Origin of the sequence: Aeromonas rivuli, assembly GCF_000820045.1 — a bacterium.
Classification (GTDB): Bacteria; Pseudomonadota; Gammaproteobacteria; order Enterobacterales; family Aeromonadaceae; genus Aeromonas; species Aeromonas rivuli.
Window position 1 is genome coordinate 99,393 of the sequence record NZ_CDBJ01000053.1, and the last position, 16,333, is coordinate 115,725.

Annotated in this window: 13 protein-coding genes, 1 pseudogene and 1 riboswitch; of the genes and pseudogenes, 11 read left to right on the forward strand and 3 right to left on the reverse strand. The window is 60.8% G+C overall.

The window, feature by feature from the left end; genetic code table 11:
• Positions 1 to 7 precede the first annotated feature (7 nt).
• The 5 genes and pseudogenes from BN1130_RS11545 (at position 8) to BN1130_RS21330 (ending at position 5,910) form a co-directional block, all read left to right on the forward strand.
• Positions 8 to 2,452 (forward strand): ABC transporter permease, encoded by a 2,445-nt coding sequence (locus tag BN1130_RS11545; protein WP_042042167.1) that lies wholly within the window; start codon positions 8 to 10, stop codon positions 2,450 to 2,452.
• 278 nt (positions 2,453 to 2,730) lie between these two features.
• Complete coding sequence (locus BN1130_RS11550) at positions 2,731 to 3,816, forward strand: lipocalin-like domain-containing protein (protein WP_370736612.1); 1,086 nt, start codon at positions 2,731 to 2,733, stop codon at positions 3,814 to 3,816.
• A 114-nt stretch (positions 3,817 to 3,930) separates the two neighbouring features.
• Positions 3,931 to 4,371: an SRPBCC family protein gene (locus tag BN1130_RS11555; protein WP_042042169.1), complete on the forward strand. Its 441-nt coding sequence runs from the start codon at positions 3,931 to 3,933 to the stop codon at positions 4,369 to 4,371.
• 42 nt (positions 4,372 to 4,413) lie between these two features.
• Positions 4,414 to 4,731, forward strand: a pseudogene (locus BN1130_RS11560) (lipocalin family protein); the annotation flags it as partial.
• Positions 4,732 to 5,013: 282 nt separating this feature from the next.
• Entirely contained in the window at positions 5,014 to 5,910 is an 897-nt protein-coding gene (locus BN1130_RS21330; protein ID WP_052448221.1) for a hypothetical protein, read from the forward strand.
• A gap of 183 nt (positions 5,911 to 6,093) precedes the next feature.
• On the opposite strand, the gene BN1130_RS11570 is transcribed toward BN1130_RS21330, so the two are convergent.
• Positions 6,094 to 6,882, reverse strand: coding sequence for an alpha/beta fold hydrolase (locus BN1130_RS11570; RefSeq protein WP_042042172.1), 789 nt, complete (start codon positions 6,880 to 6,882; stop codon positions 6,094 to 6,096).
• A gap of 108 nt (positions 6,883 to 6,990) precedes the next feature.
• On the opposite strand from BN1130_RS11570, the gene BN1130_RS11575 reads away from it, so the two are divergent.
• The 3 genes from BN1130_RS11575 to BN1130_RS11585 all read left to right on the forward strand — a co-directional run bounded on the left by BN1130_RS11575 (position 6,991) and on the right by BN1130_RS11585 (position 8,252).
• Positions 6,991 to 7,347 carry an MmcQ/YjbR family DNA-binding protein gene (locus BN1130_RS11575; protein WP_042042173.1) on the forward strand — a complete coding sequence of 119 codons (357 nt, stop codon included), beginning with the start codon at positions 6,991 to 6,993 and terminating at the stop codon, positions 7,345 to 7,347.
• Positions 7,344 to 7,853, forward strand: a complete 510-nt coding sequence (locus BN1130_RS11580) for a GNAT family N-acetyltransferase (protein ID WP_042042175.1) — start codon at positions 7,344 to 7,346, stop codon at positions 7,851 to 7,853. The genes BN1130_RS11575 and BN1130_RS11580 overlap by 4 nt, the downstream gene beginning before the upstream one ends.
• Positions 7,854 to 7,916: 63 nt before the next feature.
• Entirely contained in the window at positions 7,917 to 8,252 is a 336-nt protein-coding gene (locus BN1130_RS11585; RefSeq protein ID WP_042042176.1) for a DUF3802 family protein, read from the forward strand.
• A gap of 312 nt (positions 8,253 to 8,564) precedes the next feature.
• Here the strand turns inward: BN1130_RS11585 and msrA are convergent, their stop codons facing one another.
• A complete protein-coding gene (gene msrA / locus BN1130_RS11590) occupies positions 8,565 to 9,197 on the reverse strand; it encodes a peptide-methionine (S)-S-oxide reductase MsrA (RefSeq protein ID WP_042042177.1) in 633 nt (210 codons plus the stop codon).
• 286 nt (positions 9,198 to 9,483) lie between these two features.
• On the opposite strand from msrA, the gene argA reads away from it, so the two are divergent.
• On the forward strand, positions 9,484 to 10,812 hold the full coding sequence (gene argA / locus BN1130_RS11595) for an amino-acid N-acetyltransferase (protein ID WP_042042178.1): 1,329 nt from the start codon (positions 9,484 to 9,486) through the stop codon (positions 10,810 to 10,812).
• A 109-nt stretch (positions 10,813 to 10,921) separates the two neighbouring features.
• A riboswitch (Lysine riboswitch) is annotated at positions 10,922 to 11,147 on the forward strand.
• Positions 11,148 to 11,235: 88 nt separating this feature from the next.
• Positions 11,236 to 12,588 carry a lysine-sensitive aspartokinase 3 gene (gene lysC / locus BN1130_RS11600; RefSeq protein ID WP_042042180.1) on the forward strand — a complete coding sequence of 451 codons (1,353 nt, stop codon included), beginning with the start codon at positions 11,236 to 11,238 and terminating at the stop codon, positions 12,586 to 12,588.
• A gap of 89 nt (positions 12,589 to 12,677) precedes the next feature.
• Here lysC and BN1130_RS11605 read toward each other — a convergent pair whose 3' ends face one another.
• Positions 12,678 to 13,754 (reverse strand): protein kinase family protein, encoded by a 1,077-nt coding sequence (locus BN1130_RS11605; protein ID WP_042042183.1) that lies wholly within the window; start codon positions 13,752 to 13,754, stop codon positions 12,678 to 12,680.
• 253 nt (positions 13,755 to 14,007) lie between these two features.
• On the opposite strand from BN1130_RS11605, the gene BN1130_RS11610 reads away from it, so the two are divergent.
• Positions 14,008 to 16,269, forward strand: coding sequence for an LTA synthase family protein (locus tag BN1130_RS11610; RefSeq protein ID WP_042042185.1), 2,262 nt, complete (start codon positions 14,008 to 14,010; stop codon positions 16,267 to 16,269).
• Positions 16,270 to 16,333 lie beyond the last annotated feature (64 nt).

Below are 16,333 nucleotides of genomic sequence, written 5' to 3' on the forward strand. Positions count from 1 at the left end.
AGATACCATGCTGATCTTTCGCTCCTTGCTGAGGCTTTACCGCCGTCATCCCTGGCTGTTGCTGATGAGCCTGTGCGGGCTGCTGCTCGGCAGCGCCCTGGTGGTGGCCATCGACCTGCTCAACCAGAGTGCACGCAGCAACTTCCTCGCCGCCCGCAGCCAGCTCGCGGGGGAGGCCAACTACCGGCTATCGTCTCCGCCCGGCGCCCTGCTCGATGAGGCCCTCTACGTCAAACTGGTGCGCAGTCTGCCCGGACTCGAGGCCATGCCCCAGACCCGCGACTGGCTCAAGGATGAGCAGGGACGCAGCCTGCAACTGCTCGGCATGGACTTGTTCAACCCGGGCCCCTTGCGATCCCTCTTCTCCCAGGATGCGGCTCAAGCACTGCCCGGCCTCTCGCTGCGCCCAGGGGAGAAGGCCCTGGCGCAAAACGGCGTCTGGCTGGCCAACAGTGAGGCCGAGCGATTGGGCTGGCGAGTCGGCGAGACGCGCACTTTTCACCGCTTCAACCAGGGGGCGGCGCCACTGCGCCTCACCCTGGCCGGTACCTTTTCACCCGGCGCCCTGCCCATGGAGCAGCTGATCATCACCGACATCGGCATCGCCCAGGAGCTGACCGGCAAGCGCGGGCGACTCGACGCCATCTTGTTCAAATTGACGGCCCCCCAGGTCGCCGCCGTGCAGGGGTTGTTGCCCGCCCCGCTCTGGCTGGTGCCCATCAGCCCGGTCCTGGACGCCAGTCAGCTCGGCGATGCCCTTGGCCTCAATCTCAGCGCCCTCTCCCTGCTCGCCATGGCGGTGGGGCTCTTCCTGGTGTTCAACGCCATGAGCTTCGTGCAGAGCGTGCGCCGCCCGCAACTGGCCCAGTTGCTGATGCTGGGGGCGACGCCCTATCGGCTGCTGCGCCTGCTCGCCCTGGAGCTGTTGCTCATCGCCTCGGTCGGCACCGGCCTTGGCATATTGCTGGGCATGGTGCTGGCCGAGGCGTTGATGGGCCAGGTCTCCCAGAGCCTGGCCAGCCTCTATGGCCCCAACCCCATCGAGCTGCTGCGCCTCTCGCCCTGGGTGCCCCTCAAGGCCGCCGCTATCGGTATGGGGGGCGCCCTGCTCGCCGCCCTCCCCGGCTGGTGGCAGCTGCTGCGCCAACCGCCGCTGACCCTGCTAGACAGCCCCCCGCAACCCCCTGGCCGCACCCGCTGGCGCCGCACGACGGCCTCTGGGTTATTGCTGCTGTGCGGGCTCTGCGCCGTCTGGCCAGCAACCGGTCTTATCGGCGCACTGTTGATGGCGGCGGCCTGGTTGCTGGCCATGGCGCTTTGGCTGCCCGAGGGACTGCGCTGGCTGCTTGGGCTCCTCAGCCGCTTCGCCAACCAGGGCTCCCACTCCTGGCCCCTCTCCCTGCGTCTGGCCTTGGCCGAGACCCGCTATCACCTGAACCGCACCGCCATCGCCCTGATGGCCCTGCAACTGGCCATCGCCGCTGCTATCGGCATCGGGGTCATGGTGTCGAGCTTTCGCACCAGCGTGGAGCTCTGGCTCGGCCAGCGGTTGGTGGCGGACCTCTATGTCAGCCCCCCCGCCCGCGGCCCCGGTGAGCGGGGCTGGTTTGCCGCAGATGAACTGGCCGCCATTCAAGCCCTGCCCGAGCTGACACAGCTATCCCGGCGCAGCACCACCTTGGCTCGCGTCGGCGAGCACGCGATAGAGTGGGTACAGATGGACCTGATCTCTCCCATGCGTCGCGCCTATCCTCTGCTGGCCGGACACTGGCCCACGGGGAACGATCAGGTGCTGGCCAGCGAGCCCTTCGCCAACCACTTTGCCGCGACGGTCGGGGAGAGGCTGTCCGTTGAGACATCAAGCGGGCCCAGAGAGGTACAGATAAGCGGCATCTATCGCGACTACAGCAGTGACAAGGGCCAGTTGCTCCATGAGTTCGAGGCGGGCGCGGCGCACTCCCTGGCGCTGTTCACTGCCACCCCTGAGGCCCTGAGTCAGCGGCTGCGGGCCCTTGAGCCCAGTGCCAGCCAAGTGTTCGCCCCCGCCATTCGCACGGCCGCCCTCAAGGTGTTCGAGCAGACCTTTGCGGTGACCGAGCTGCTCAAACTGTTGATCCTCGGCATCGCCTTTATTGGCATCGCTTCGTCGCTCATGGTGCTGGGGCTGGCGCGGGCCCCGGAGTTTCGCACCCTGCAAAGCCTGGGCTTCACCGCTGCCCGCTGCCGCCGCTTGCTCATCTTGCAAGGGGCGGGCCTTGGTCTGCTCACCGCCCTGCTGGCCCTGCCGGTGGGTTATGGCCTGGCCTGGATCTTGATTGAGGTGGTCAACCCCCGCGCCTTTGGCTGGACCCTGGTGTTTGAACCCGCCCCCCTGCACGCCGCCACCGCCCTGCTGTTGGCGCCGCTCACCTCGGCTCTGGCCGCCTGGCTGGCGGCAAGGAAGGCCATATGAATCAGCCCCTACCCATCACACTCGCAAACGGCAAGGAGAACCCCATGGATCAGCCCCTCGACACTGGCCGACTCATCGCGGGTGGCAAGGAAGCCCATATGAATCAGCCCCTCGGCACTGGCCGACTCATCGCCGGTGGCAAGGAAGGCCATATGAACAAGTCCCACGCAGGCAGGCACGTCGCACTCGCAAACGGCAAGGAGAGCCAACTGTGCAAGACCCGCCATGCTCATCCGCTGGCCGGACTCGTCACACCGACCAACAAGCAGCTTTGCTCAGTGGTGGTGGCGCTCTGGCTGGCGTTATTGGCCCCAAGCCTCGCCCGGGCCGATCCGTTAAGGAATGTGCTCGGCGCACAAGAGGATGGCGCACGAAAGGTCAAACCGGGGGAGATCGTGCAACTGCCCCGGGATCACGGGGCCCACCCGGACTACAGATCCGAGTGGTGGTATCTCACCGGCAACCTCAAGGATGAACAGGGGCGTGACTATGGCCTGCAGTGGACGCTGTTTCGCCACGGCGTAGCTGGCCAGGGCATATCCGCCAACAGCGGGGGGGCCAGCGGCAATCCCTGGCTCAGCCCCCAGCTCTGGCTCGCGCAGTTCGCCATCACGGATCTCGCCCGTGGCCGCCACCGCCAGGATGAGCGCAGCAGCCGTCAGGGGCCGGGGCTGGCGGGGGCCAGCAAGGGGGAATATTGGCTCAGGGAGTGGTCACTGAAATCCCAGGCAACAACCCGAGGGGCTGATCTCTTTCCGGCAACCCTCAGGGTCGATAGCAAGATTGGTCAGCTGAAGCTGCGAGTAAACGCCCTTAAACCCATGGTGCTGCAAGGCAAGGGGGGCTACAGCGAAAAGAGCCCGGGCAACGCCTCCCTCTACTACTCCTACCCCAGACTGGCGCTGACCGGCACCCTGACCCTCGACGGGGAGGCGCGCTCCGTGACGGGGCAAGGCTGGTTCGATCACGAGTGGAGCAGCTCGGTACTGGCCGACTGGCAATCGGGCTGGGACTGGTTCTCCCTGCAACTCATTGATGGCCGCGAGCTGATGCTGTTTCGCCTGCGCACCAAGGAAGGTCGCAGCGAGCCGGAGAACCGTTACGGCATCTTGATCGAGCCCGATGGCAGCAGCCGGGTGCTCGCCCCGGAATCCATCGTCCTCACCTCGGGTAAAACCTGGCGCGGCCCCAAGGGGCAAGACTACCCCGTCGAGTGGCAGTTGAAGGCCGCCGATTTGAATCTCGTTATTAAGGCACGCCAGCCCAATCAGGCCATGACGGGTCGCTTTGACTACTGGGAGGGGGCTGTGACCGTGGAGGGGGATGCACAAGGGCTCGGCTATCTGGAGATGACGGGGTATTGATGGCCGCAGGCCAGACAAGGGGCTACCCTCTAATTCCCTCTCCTGCAGAGGAGCAATCTGGCTACCCACCACCCGCCCATCGGGATGCAATCCAAGAGATGACAGGAGCTTGATATGATGCGTGATATTCGGCATTCGTTCTGGATCGAGGCCCCCCTGGAGAAGGTCATGGCCGCCCTGATGGAGCAGCAGCAGATCCAGGGGTGGTGGACCGCTGAGGCCCGCATAGTGGCTGGCAGGGGGGTATTTGGCTGGAGTGGCTATGGTTGGTGCGTCGAACTCGATATGGAACAAGACAGAGTGAGTCACAGGGTCCTGTGGCGCTGCACCAGCTCCAATATGCAGGATACCGATGCCTGGGTAGGCACCACCATCAGCTTCTCCCTAAACCCAGAGCAGGGGGGCACCCGCCTCGCCTTCGCACAAACCGGCTATCGCGCCTCCCCCTGCTTCGAGATCTGCCAGCAGGGATGGGCCTACTTTATCGGAACCAGTCTCAAGCGCTACCTTGAGACTGGTAAGGGTCTGCCCTATCCCGATACCCCGAATACCTGAACGACCAGCCCCTGGATATGGGAAGTGGCGGCCTGAGCGCCTCGCCTGCGCACCAAAGCGGGTCGCGCCAATCCCGAAAACCAGCCCGAGAACCGCTACGGCATCTTGATCGAACGGGACGGCAGCAGCCGGGTGCTCGCTCCGGAATCCATCGTCCTCACCTCGGGCAAGACCTGGCGCGGCCCCAAGGGTCAGCCCTACCCCATCGAATGGCAGCTTAAGGCCGCCGATTTGAATCTCATTATTAAGGCCCGCCAACCTAATCAGGCCATGACGGGGCGTTTTGACTATTGGGAGGGGGCCGTGACCGTGGAGGGGGATGCGCAAGGGCTGGGTTATCTGGAGATGACGGGGTATTGAGCACCATAAAAATCTGATCGGCTTCAAAGAATCATTCAAACCCCATGCTTTTGGTGATTTTTCACTCAACAGGCTGATAGGTGATTGATACCATCTCCAGCTGGACCCTTTGTTGCCTTGTTACATATGATTTTTATCATCGACTTACAAGACCAAAAAAATCCGCGAAAGTCCGATTACGCTTCGCTAATCGAACCTACCGTGACGTGAATTATTCATATAACAACAGCCTGACGCAGTATTCTCAGACCTCCATTGTTAATATTTACCATGTGAGTACATATGATTGACTTAGATAAAATTTACTTTAAGAGCAAAGTGGTAGGTAAGTTATCTTCTCAAAACCTGATTGATTTGAAAAATATGTTACATGACATAGAACAGAGCAGAAGAAAATTACAAGAAAATGCTTATATGATAAATATAAATATTAAAGATACTGAATCCAGTCTAGCATGGATAAATTGGTTCCCGGCAAAATTTCTCTTTAAGAAGAATATATCATCTAAAAAATCTGCCTTGCTCACCCTAAGAGATAAGTCAGCAGAGTTAGATAGTGAAATTAAAAAGCACCAACTGGGACTTGAAATACAAATATCAGATAAGCTTGAAAGCATATTTGGCTCACTGAGCCATCACTTCAATAACTTGATATCTATAGATAAAGCATGGGATATTACAACCTCTAGAAGGATTGACCGAGTTGTTGAAAGGACGGCAGCAGACAATGTTATAGAGAGAAAGGAAGTGAGGCTAAAGCTATCAGATAGTTCAAAAATACTCTGTGACTACCAGGCGCTTAACTTCGGAAATGCAAATGGTGACGACTTACATATCTATCCACAATTTATATTTATGGAAAGCAATAATGATATTGCCCTAATTGACATACAACACGTAACCATTGACTTCTCATATGTTAATTTCATCGAGAGTGAAAAGGTACCTTTAGATTCAAAGGTTATCGATCATGCATGGGCAAAATCTAATAAAGATGGAAGCAGAGACAAGCGTTTTACTGACAACTATCAAATCCCTATTGTTCGTTATGGTGAACTACATCTGAAATCTAAATCTGGTTTAAATGAAGTATATATGTTCAGCAAACCTGAATCCGCAAGGGAATTTAAGAATCTATTCGATGAATATAAAACAGCATTAATAAAGGATGGCGTTTGAAATTATATATCTGGCGTAGGTTAGAATAGCGGAGCGTATTCGGACGATCGTGGATGGAACGTTCGAACCTCTCCAGTCTCGAGATAATTCTCGGGTCGATTATCTTTTTGTCGATGGTCGCTATCGAACTCTGTAACAACGAGGCAATTCGCTGTTTTGCTTCACCTCGCTCAACTCAACCACCTATGCCGCGACCGTCTGGCTGGACAAAAACGCCAACGACTGCCGGTTAAAGTGCTCCGGCTGCTCCACGTTGCAGACATGGCCGCAGGCTTCGATGATCGCAAGCTGGCTGTAGGGGTCTCGGGCCACCTGCTCGCGTACCGGGGCGATAAACATATGGTCCTCCTCCCCCATCAGGTAGAGGGTCGGGATCGGCAGGGCCCGCTCCTTGAAGTAGCGCATCAGGGGGTTCACCTCGGTGGCGAGGCGGAACCAGCGTTTGAACTCCTTCTGGCAGAGTTTGCGGGCCTCGCGCACGAACAGGTTGCGGGACTCCTGATGGTGCTGGCGCGGCATGATGATGAAGGCGAACAGCCGGTAGAGCCACATGTAGGGCAGTATGTGCTGGCCGACCCGGCCGAGCTGCACCAGCACCCGGGAGCGGATGTCGAGGCGCAGTATGGCGCCGCCGAGCACCATGCTCTTGACCCGCTCGGGGCAGAGCTCGGCCAGGTGGCGAATGAGGATGGTGCCAAGGGAAATGCCGACAAAATGGGCGCGGGGAATGCGCAGGTGATCGAGCAGGCGCTGGATGTCCTCGGTCACGGCCCGAAAGCTGTAGTGCCCCTTGACCACTTGCTGCAACTGATGGGATTGGCCGTGGCCGCGCAAATCCAGCAGCAGCACGTTGAAGTGCTCCCGATAGGCGCGCAGTTGCTTGAACCAGATGTTGGAGCTGCCACCGGCGCCGTGCACGAACACCACCCAATCCCGATCGGGGCCAAGCTCAAAGGTCTTGTGGTACAACATCTTATGGGCTCCCGGGGGGTTGGGGGATATACTCGGCGGGCATATTAACAGAAGGGGCGCCCCGCTGAATATGCTGTCACTCATCATCGGACCAGCACGGAGCCCCGCATGACCCTCTCTCTTTTGCGTGAATTTCTGCTCAGCCTGCCCGGCGCCCAGGAGGATACCCCCTTCGGCCCGGAGTTCCTGGTCTATCGCATCGCCGGCAAGATGTTCGCCCTGGTCAACTGGCAGGCCGAGCCGCTGACCATCAACCTCAAGTGCGAGCCTGAGCTGGCGCTCTTGCTGCGCGAGATCCACCCCGAAGTGAAACCCGGCTGGCACATGAACAAGCAGCACTGGAACACGGTGACCCTGAGCGACAAGCTGGACAGCGAGCTCTGGCAGGGCTGGATCCTGCACTCCTATGAGCGGGTGGTGGCGGGTTTGCCCAAGGCCAAACGACCGCAGGCGGTGAAATCATGACGATATCGCAACCATCATCAGGCAGCCAAGAGCCTGATACCTTGCGCTGCGTGCCACTGTGCGCCGCCCACATCCCGCGCCTCGCAGCCCTGTTCGAGCGCACTGTGCGCGAACTTGGCCCCGAGCACTACAGCCCGGAGCAGGTCGAGCAGTGGGCCCGGGGGGGCCAGCATCCCGGCTTTGCCGACCAGTTGCAGGCTCATCTCGGTTGGGTACTGGAGCAGGGCGACACCTTGCAGGGCTTTATCACCCTGAGCCCGGATGGCCATCTCGGCCTGCTCTATGTGGCGCCGGAGCTGCGCAGACGGGGACTGGCCAGTTTGCTCATTCGCCGCCTGCTGCAAGAGGCCAGGGCCCTGGGCCTGACGTGCATCGACACCGAAGCGAGCCTGTTCAGCTACCCGCTGTTCCTGCGCCATGGCTTTGAGCTGGACGGATTGGAGCAGGTAAGCCGGGGCGGTGTCAGCTTCACCCGTCACCGCCTGCACTTGAAGTTACACGGATGAGCTTGCCAAGCTGAGCCTGGCCACTAGAATACGCCCTGATTTTTTCGATGAGGTAGAGACCCCATGGTGGTTGAGAGTGATGGCTACATAGCACTGATTGAATATCTGGTTGAACGGCTCAGTCTGTTCGAGGGCCACCAGCAGGGGCCAGGGAGCCTGACCATAGAAGATCTGGTCAGCGAGCGAGTCGCCAGCAGTCTGATGACCCTGTGCGAGCAAAACCCCCAACTCGATGCCACCTTGCGTTTCGTGATGATGCAGGAGGCCGATGCGGTGGTCGCCGATCTGGAAGAGGTGCTCTCCGCCGTCTGGCTGCAGGCCCCGACCGAGCCGCAACTTGCTTTTTTGAACGAATTTATTGACCTTATCAAGAACCTGTTCGACAGCTCCATCAACTGACCCCGACCCGCAAAGGGTGTCAAATGAAAGGGGGGGTTCTGGCTCCCTCACGCTCTCTGATCTTGGAAACTGACCCGGCAAGTGGCTCGCAATGTTTTGATTGATAAGCGGAAATGAGAAGGGCCGCCCCCTGGAGGGCGGCCCCGCTTGCTATCATGGTTGGGAGGCTCATCATGTGTCTGGCATCGCGGCCATCCTTGGCTGCTATCTAGTTAGTCTACTCCTGTGGCCGCAAGTTCCTTTTTTGTTCCACTTTATTTCAACTTTTTTGCAACCCCTGATAACAAGCTCCGAAAGGAAACGTTCCTGGCATTAACGGGCCAGACTGGGGGGCAGGCAGACGCCTATGCCACCGAGGCCGCAATAGCCTTCCGGATTTTTATGCAGATATTGCTGATGATAATCCTCGGCGTAGTAGTAGGGAGCAAACGGCACTATCTGAGTGGTGATGGTGCGTGTATCACCGCTCGCCACCATGGCCTCCTGATAGGCGGACAGGCTCGCCTCGGCCAGCGCTTTTTGCTGCTCATCGGCATAGAAGATGACGGATCTGTACTGGCTGCCCACGTCCCCGCCCTGGCGCATGCCCTGGGCCGGATCATGATGCTCCCAAAACAGTCGCAGCAGATCCTGGTAGCTTATCTGCGTCGGATCGAACACCAGTTGCACCGTCTCGGCGTGCCCGGTCTGACCGCTGCACACCTCTTTATAGGTCGGATTGGGGGTATGCCCGCCCTGATAGCCAGCCGTGCTCGAATAGATGCCTGGCTGCTGCCAGAACAGGCGCTCGACTCCCCAGAAGCAACCCATGCCAAACCAGGCCCGGGCCAGGCCCTCGGGCCAGGGACCCTGGGTCGGGTGACCGTTGACCGCGTGCACCTGACCAATCACCATGGCTTCATCGCGACCTGGCAGGGCCTGGTCGGCTGACAACATCTGTTCCATCTGTTCATCCTTAAATAGCGAGGCAGGCTCGCGCCGCTGGCACGCCGCCTGTCCCTGATATCGGCAAGAGCTGTGAAGATAAGGAGTTTGCCCGTTTGGATCAACCGCCCTCGCCTCCCGGGGGCCACTCTCCTTGGCGCCCATCCTGCCCCTGTCATCTCCCTCAGGTAGACCAGCCCTGCCTCCTCATCGGCAATAAATCGCACAAAATCAATATTTAGTCTTGATTTGTGAATTTATTTTCATATATTGGGCCCATTGCTGTTTTTTTATGGATGTATCTCGAGTGCGTGAACGTGAACCCAGCCTGGTCCATGCCTTTCGGCAGTCCACCCCCTATGTCAACGTACACAGGGGCGCCACCTTTGTGCTCATGATGGGGGGCGAGTCGGTCGCTCATCCCAACTTTGCCAATATTGTCAGTGACATCGCCCTGTTGCAGACCCTCGGGATCCGCCTCGTGCTGGTGTTCGGCGCCCGCCCCCAGAACGATGAAGCCCTGGCCCGCGCCAACATAGACGCCCAGTACCACAAGCGGATCAGAGTTACCGACGATCAGAGCTTCGCCCTCATCAAGCAGGTCAGTGGCGGTATGCAATTCGACATCACCGCCAAGCTCTCCATGGGCTTGGCCAATACCCCCATGCAGGGCGCCCGGATCAGCGTGGTGAGTGGCAACTTCGTCACCGCCCAGCCCCTGGGAGTCGATGACGGGGTCGACTACTACCACAGTGGCCGGGTGCGCCGCATCGACGTCGAGGGGATCGTTCGCCAACTCGATCAGCAGAACCTGGTGCTCATCTCCCCCATCGGCTGCTCGGTCACCGGCGAGAGCTTCAATCTCACCTCCGAAGAGGTGGCCCGCCGCATCGCGGTGGATCTCAAGGCCGACAAGCTGATCTGTTTCAGCTCAAGCCAGGGGGTCATGGACCGTCATGGTCAGGCCGTCTCCGAGCTCTTCCCCGAGCAGGCGGAGGAGTACCTGATTGAGCTGGAGCAGGCGGGTGAGGAGATGTCCGGCACGGCTCGCTACCTGAGAGCGGCCATCGCCTCTTGTCGCGGCGGTGTGCCCCGCTCTCATCTGGTCAGCTACCAGGAAGATGGCGCCATGCTGCAGGAGCTGTTCAGCCGCGAGGGGCTGGGCACCCAGATAGTGCGCGAGAGCGCCGAGCAGGCCCGCGCCGCCACCATAGAGGACATTGGCGGCATCCTGGATCTCATACGCCCGCTGGAAGAGGACGGGATCCTGGTGCGCCGCTCCCGGGAGCAGCTGGAGATGGAGATCGACAAGTTCACCATCATAGAGCGTGACGGCCTCATCATCGGCTGCGCCGCCCTCTACTGCTTCATGGAAGAGGCCATGGCCGAGATGGCCTGCGTCGCCATCCATCCCGAGTATCGCAACTCCAACCGGGGGGATCAGCTGGTCGCCAAGGTGGCTGAGCGGGCCAAGCGGCTCGGCATACGCCAGCTGTTCGTGCTGACCACCCGCTCCATCCACTGGTTCCGGGAGCGCGGTTTCGAGCCCCTGGAGGTCGAGGCCCTGCCGGTGGAGCGTCAGCGGCTCTACAACTGGCAGCGCCGCTCCAAGGTTTTGTCGAAGACTATTTTTTAAGCTGTTGATTTTGTGCTGTCTTCGATGGGAGATTGAACTTTTTTCGAAACTCGATTGACAGTGCAATCCAACGCGGGTTATTTCTAATTGCACTCCATCCCCAGCGGATGGAGCCAGAAGAGGAGCGTTGCCCAGGTAGATCGGAGCAGGACACCAGCGTCCAGTGATGCCGATTGAGGGGGAGCAGCGCCGAGATGGTGCAGGAGACTGGTCTTCTCATCGTCGGCTACGGGGGCTGAATCCCCCGGGTTGTCATCGGTAGTGTTCATCCAATACCCGCACCAGACTCTGGTCGGGTACTGGATGGGTTCTACAGGTGGAGCGCTTCTGGCCGGGATCCTTCGCTATTCCTGCCATTTTCTGCCCTCCCCTGTCTATTTCCCCCACGGATCCGGATTTTTGATATTTAGACAGGAGCATGCAATGAACCCTTTCAATGTCGCCAAGTTTGGCGGAACCAGCGTCGCCAATGCCGCCGCCATGAACAACTGTGCCAACATAGTGCTGGCCAACCCGGCAACCCGTCTGGTGGTGCTGAGCGCCAGCTCCGGCGTGACCAACCTGCTGGTCGCCCTGGCCCAGGGCGAGCTCGATGAAGGGGAGCGCGAGGCGCAGCTCGGCAAATTGGCCGATATCCAGCAGAGCATATTGCAAGACCTCGGCCAGCCGAGCGAAGCCTCTGCCATCATCCATGGCCTGCTCGGCGACATTCGCAAGATGGCGCTGCAAGCCACCCAGCACACCGATGCCGAGCTGGCCGATCGCCTCATCGCCTGTGGCGAACTCATGTCCACCCGCCTCTTTACCGAGCTATTGTGCCAGCGCGGCGTCAAGGCCCAGTGGCAGGATGCGCGCCAACTGCTGCGCACCGACAGCCGCTTTGGCAAGGCGAGCGTGGATCTGAATGCCAGCCGCGCCCTGTGCCAGCAAGCGCTGGCCCCCCTGCTCGGCGACACCCTCGTCATCACCCAGGGCTTTATCGGCGCCGACGGCGATGGCCGCACCACCACCCTGGGCCGGGGTGGCTCGGACTACAGCGCCGCCCTCTTTGCCGAGGCCCTGGACGCCGTCGCCATCGAGATCTGGACCGATGTTCCCGGTATCTACACCACGGATCCACGTCTGGTGACCCGCGCTCGCCCCATTCCCGAAATCAGTTTTTCAGAGGCGGCCGAGATGGCGACCTTCGGCGCCAAGGTGCTGCACCCCTCCACCCTGCAACCCGCCGTGCGCTGCGATATCCCGGTGTTTGTCGGCTCCAGCAAGGATCCCCAGGCCGGTGGCACCTGGATCCGCGCCAGCACCCAGAGCAGCCCGCTGTTTCGCGCCGTGGCCCTGCGCCGCCAGCAGGTGCTGGTCACCCTGCACAGCCTCAACATGTTCCACGCCTACGGCTTTCTGGCCGAGGTGTTCGGCATACTCGCCCGTCACCGCATCTCGGTGGATCTCATCACCACCTCTGAGGTGAGCGTGTCGCTGACCCTGGATCACACCGGCAGCCAGAGCAACGGTGAGCCCGTGCTCGGCGACAAGGTACTGGCCGAGCTGGGTCAGCTGTGCAAGGTGAAGGTAGAGACGGGGCTCGCGCTGGTGGCCCTCATCGGCAACCGGATGAGCGAGGCAACCGGGGTCGGCAGCCGGGTGTTCGACGCCATGCGCGATCACAACATCCGCATGATCTGTTACGGCGCCAGCGCCCATAACCTCTGCTTCCTGGTCAACGAAGGCGAGGCTAACCAGATAGTGAATCGCCTGCACCAGGAGCTGCTCGACTGAGCCAGCCGGGCTTGACGACAACAAGGGCGCCATCAGGCGCCCTTGTTGTTTGTGGCCAGCGCCTCAGATGGGCGGTGTCACGCAGTGACTCACACCCGCTCAGGGGTGAGCTGCCAGCCCTTGGCCTGCTCGCGCTGGCTCGCCAGCAGGGCGAGCAGCTCACCCTGGCTCTGGTTGATCTGGGTGCCCCCGGCAAGCAGCTCCTCATAGCAGTGGCCCAGGGCATGCTCCAGCCAGTCGAGACGCTTGAGGGTGAGCGGGGTACAGCTCTGGCCACTGAGGTCGTCTTGCACGTCCAGCCAATGGCTGCGGTACATGTCCTTGAGCCAGTTGGCCGCCAGCCCCTCCTCGCTTGCCAGGGCGGTGCGCCACTCCTGCTCGAGGCCCACCAGCCGCGCGAGCACGGGCTCGCAGGCCCCCTCCCGGCCAAGGCGAGCCAGCTCCTGCTCGGCCCAGGCCAGGGTGAGGCCGCGCCAGTAGGCAAATTGCGGCAACGGATTGGCAACCCCGAGCCAGAGTCCTGACAGGGTGCGGGTCTCGAGCCTCTCCACCACATGAAACGCCGGATCGCACAGGCCATTGGAGTTGAACTCGAAGCGGGGGTCGAAGGGCCACATGTAGCCAAAATCGAACACGCTGATCTGCTGGCCATCATCGAGCAGGTTGCCCGGGCTCGGATCCCAGTCAAACCATCCCCAGCGCGCCAGCTCCCCCTGTACCGCCAGCATCTGGGCCAGATTACGCTCATTGAGGCGCTGCACAGGGTCGCCACGCAACCAGGGGGAGAGCAGTATGCCGGCCCGGGCCGATCCAAAGCTGGTGCAGACCACATGGGGCAAGAGGGTGGGGTGTTGTTCGCGCAGGGCCTCTATCTCCCGTCTGCGCTCCAGCTCGGTGAGAAAGGCGGTCTGGCCATCGATGTTGGCCACTCGCGACTCGGGAAGGCGCCGCTTGAGGCACCAGTGATGCCCCTCGACCTTGAGGTGGAACACCTGGGCGGTGAGGCCACTGTGATACACCTCAAGCACGGCGGGGTGCCCCTCGTGCAGGCTTTGCAACTGTGCGAGGGTCAGAGGGCAATCGCGCTCACGGCCGATCTGGATCTCTTCATCACGCTGCAACATCTGCAGCAATCTCGCCTGGCGTCCAACAACCTTAGGATTCATTGCAGCCTCCCCCATCGTTATTGAGAGAGTAAACAGCTCTGTGCTTGGCCCGCCAGCCCCTTCATCTGATGATGCCGCTTTCATCACAGAAAGAGCCACCGCCAGCGGACCCCGATCACACAAGCGCCATCCAGGCTTCAGCATCAATTCATTTATCTGTCATTAAATTGACAAGCTGGAACAAGCCCAGCACCATCGGGTCAAAATTAAAACAAGCCAAGTCTGCCTCGCAACGCTCAAAGGATGAGCCCTTATGTCTCTCTCTCACCCCGGCCGCCATTCCCTACGGGTTTCTCTGCTGCCAGCCCTGACCCTGGCACTGCTGTTTATCCTGCTGCTGTTTACCCTGCTGCTGCCAAAGCTGGGCCCGGCCAACCTGCTGAGCCCGGCCACGCCGCTGATACTGGGCCCGGCCGACAACCCGGTCGCCACCCTGGTGCGCCACTCCCTGCTCTACAAGAGTGACAATCGCGGTCTCTATCTGGTGGTCCACAGCCAGTGGCAACTGAGAAAGCCGTTGCAAGCCAGCGATCGGGTACTGGTCGAGCTGCTCGGCGAGCAGGGCCAGCGTATCGATCAGCTGCGCCAGCGGGCCGACAAGAGACAAAAGTGTGGCAAGCAAGGCTGTACCCTCGACATCAACAGCACGCTCAGGGCGCCGGACGATGCGCTGTCTAACCACTATCAGCTGAGGGTCGGCCTGCTGCTGGCAGACCGGGAGGAGAGCGGCGAGTTTCGCCAGATCTTGCAGCCCCTGCCGGAGCAGGGCTTCAATCTCAGCTACCTGTTGATAAGCCTTGGGCTGGCCTTGCTGATCTGCGCCGCCATCTTGCGCATCTGCCTGCCCTTGCTGCGCCAGAACCTCTGGTGGCGCCTGCTCGGCTGCCTGCTGCTCGGCAACCTCACCTTCGTGTTGCTCCATGGCTTCGTGGTGTTCAGGGTCGGTGAGTTCCTGCTCTGGTCCGGCTTTCGACCCGAGCACTACTACCTGGCATGGGGCAGCATGGTGCTTGGCTGGGGACTGTGCGCCCTTGCCGGTTTCAATCTCTACATGGGGCTGATATTCACCCTGTTATGCGCCGTGGGTCTGCTCGCCAATTTCATGAAGATTGCCATCTATGGCGTGCCCCTTGGCGGGGACGATCTCGGCAATCTGCTGGCCCTGGCGCGGATCCTCACCGAACAGCATCCCGTGCTGCCCTGGCTGACAGGCCTGGCGCTGATCGGGCTCTGCTGGTATTTCGCCCTGTCCCGCTGGGTGCTGCGCGCCCTGGCCGCCACTGTCGCCTTCTTCGCCCTGTGCGTGTTCGCAACCCAGGCGGGCAATCTGCTGCTCGGTGCCAACATCCGCTACGTGGACAGGGCGGTCAACTATCACAGGGACATCATCCGCTCGGGCCCCGGCCTCTACCTGTTCAACCTGGTCAACGAGATGCTGCAAAGCGGCAATATCTTCCGTTATCCGTTGCAGGCCAATGATCTCACCCCGCAGCTGAGCCAGCTGCCAAACCAGACGGCGCCACGCTGGGATCTGGTGATCGTGTTGCAATACGAATCCCTCTGGCTCGACTGGAAGGCCAACATCTGTGCCCCCGCCCCCACCCTCAACCTGCCCGCCAGCGTGCAGCAGTGGCAAAAAACCATTCACTCCCCCACCACGGGAGGCATGACGGTGCTGGCGGAGTTCGAGATGAATACCGGTTTGCCGGTCGGCCTGCTCAAGCAGGGCATAGTGCCTTACTACTACTTGCGTGACCGGGTGCCTGGCCTGGCCCAGACCGCCAAGGCGAGCGGTTATCGCACCCTGTTCGCCCACCCCTATACCGAGAAATTCTGGGGGCGGGAGAAGGCCATTCCTGCCCTTGGCTATGAGGAGCGCTGGTTTATCGATCGTTTCACCAGCCTGGAGCACAAGGGACTCTATGTCTCGGACCATGCCCTCATCGATCACCTGCTAAGGCGCAGCGAACAAGACAGCCAACCGCTGTTTGCTTATGCGGTCACCATGCAGGGCCATGGCCCCTTCGATGCGGCCCGCTATCAGGCCCAGGAACTCGACAAGGCCTGCCCGGACATGGCTCCGGCCCAGCGGCAACTGCTCAATACCTACTACACGGGGGTGGTCGATGCCATGGCGTCCCTCGAATACCTGCTCAAGGTGCTCGATGGCAGTGACAAGCGCTATCTGGTGCTCGCCTTTGGCGATCATCAGCCCTTCCTGATGTCGGCCAGCGAGGGCATTCATGGCAAGCAAGCCCCCCGGGATGCCGGCTACCAGATCCCCATGATGGCCTTCACCCGGGATGATGGCAGCATCGAACTCGAACGCCAGTTTGGCGCCGTGCGCCAGCTCTATCAGATGGGCCAGGAGACCCGGGCCCTGCTGGCCGGGGATCTCACGCCGCTGGCCGACAAGCCGCTGCTCCATCCGGTATTGGGGGAAGAGAAGGGGTTCAAGGCCGCGCCCCTGGTACCGCAGATCCGCGAGAGCTTCCGCCCGGACAGCCTGCCCTGACGGCCAGCGCCGTTGCCAAGGGCCCCTCTCGCCGTGCCCCTTGGTACCGGGCCGGGCGAGATGC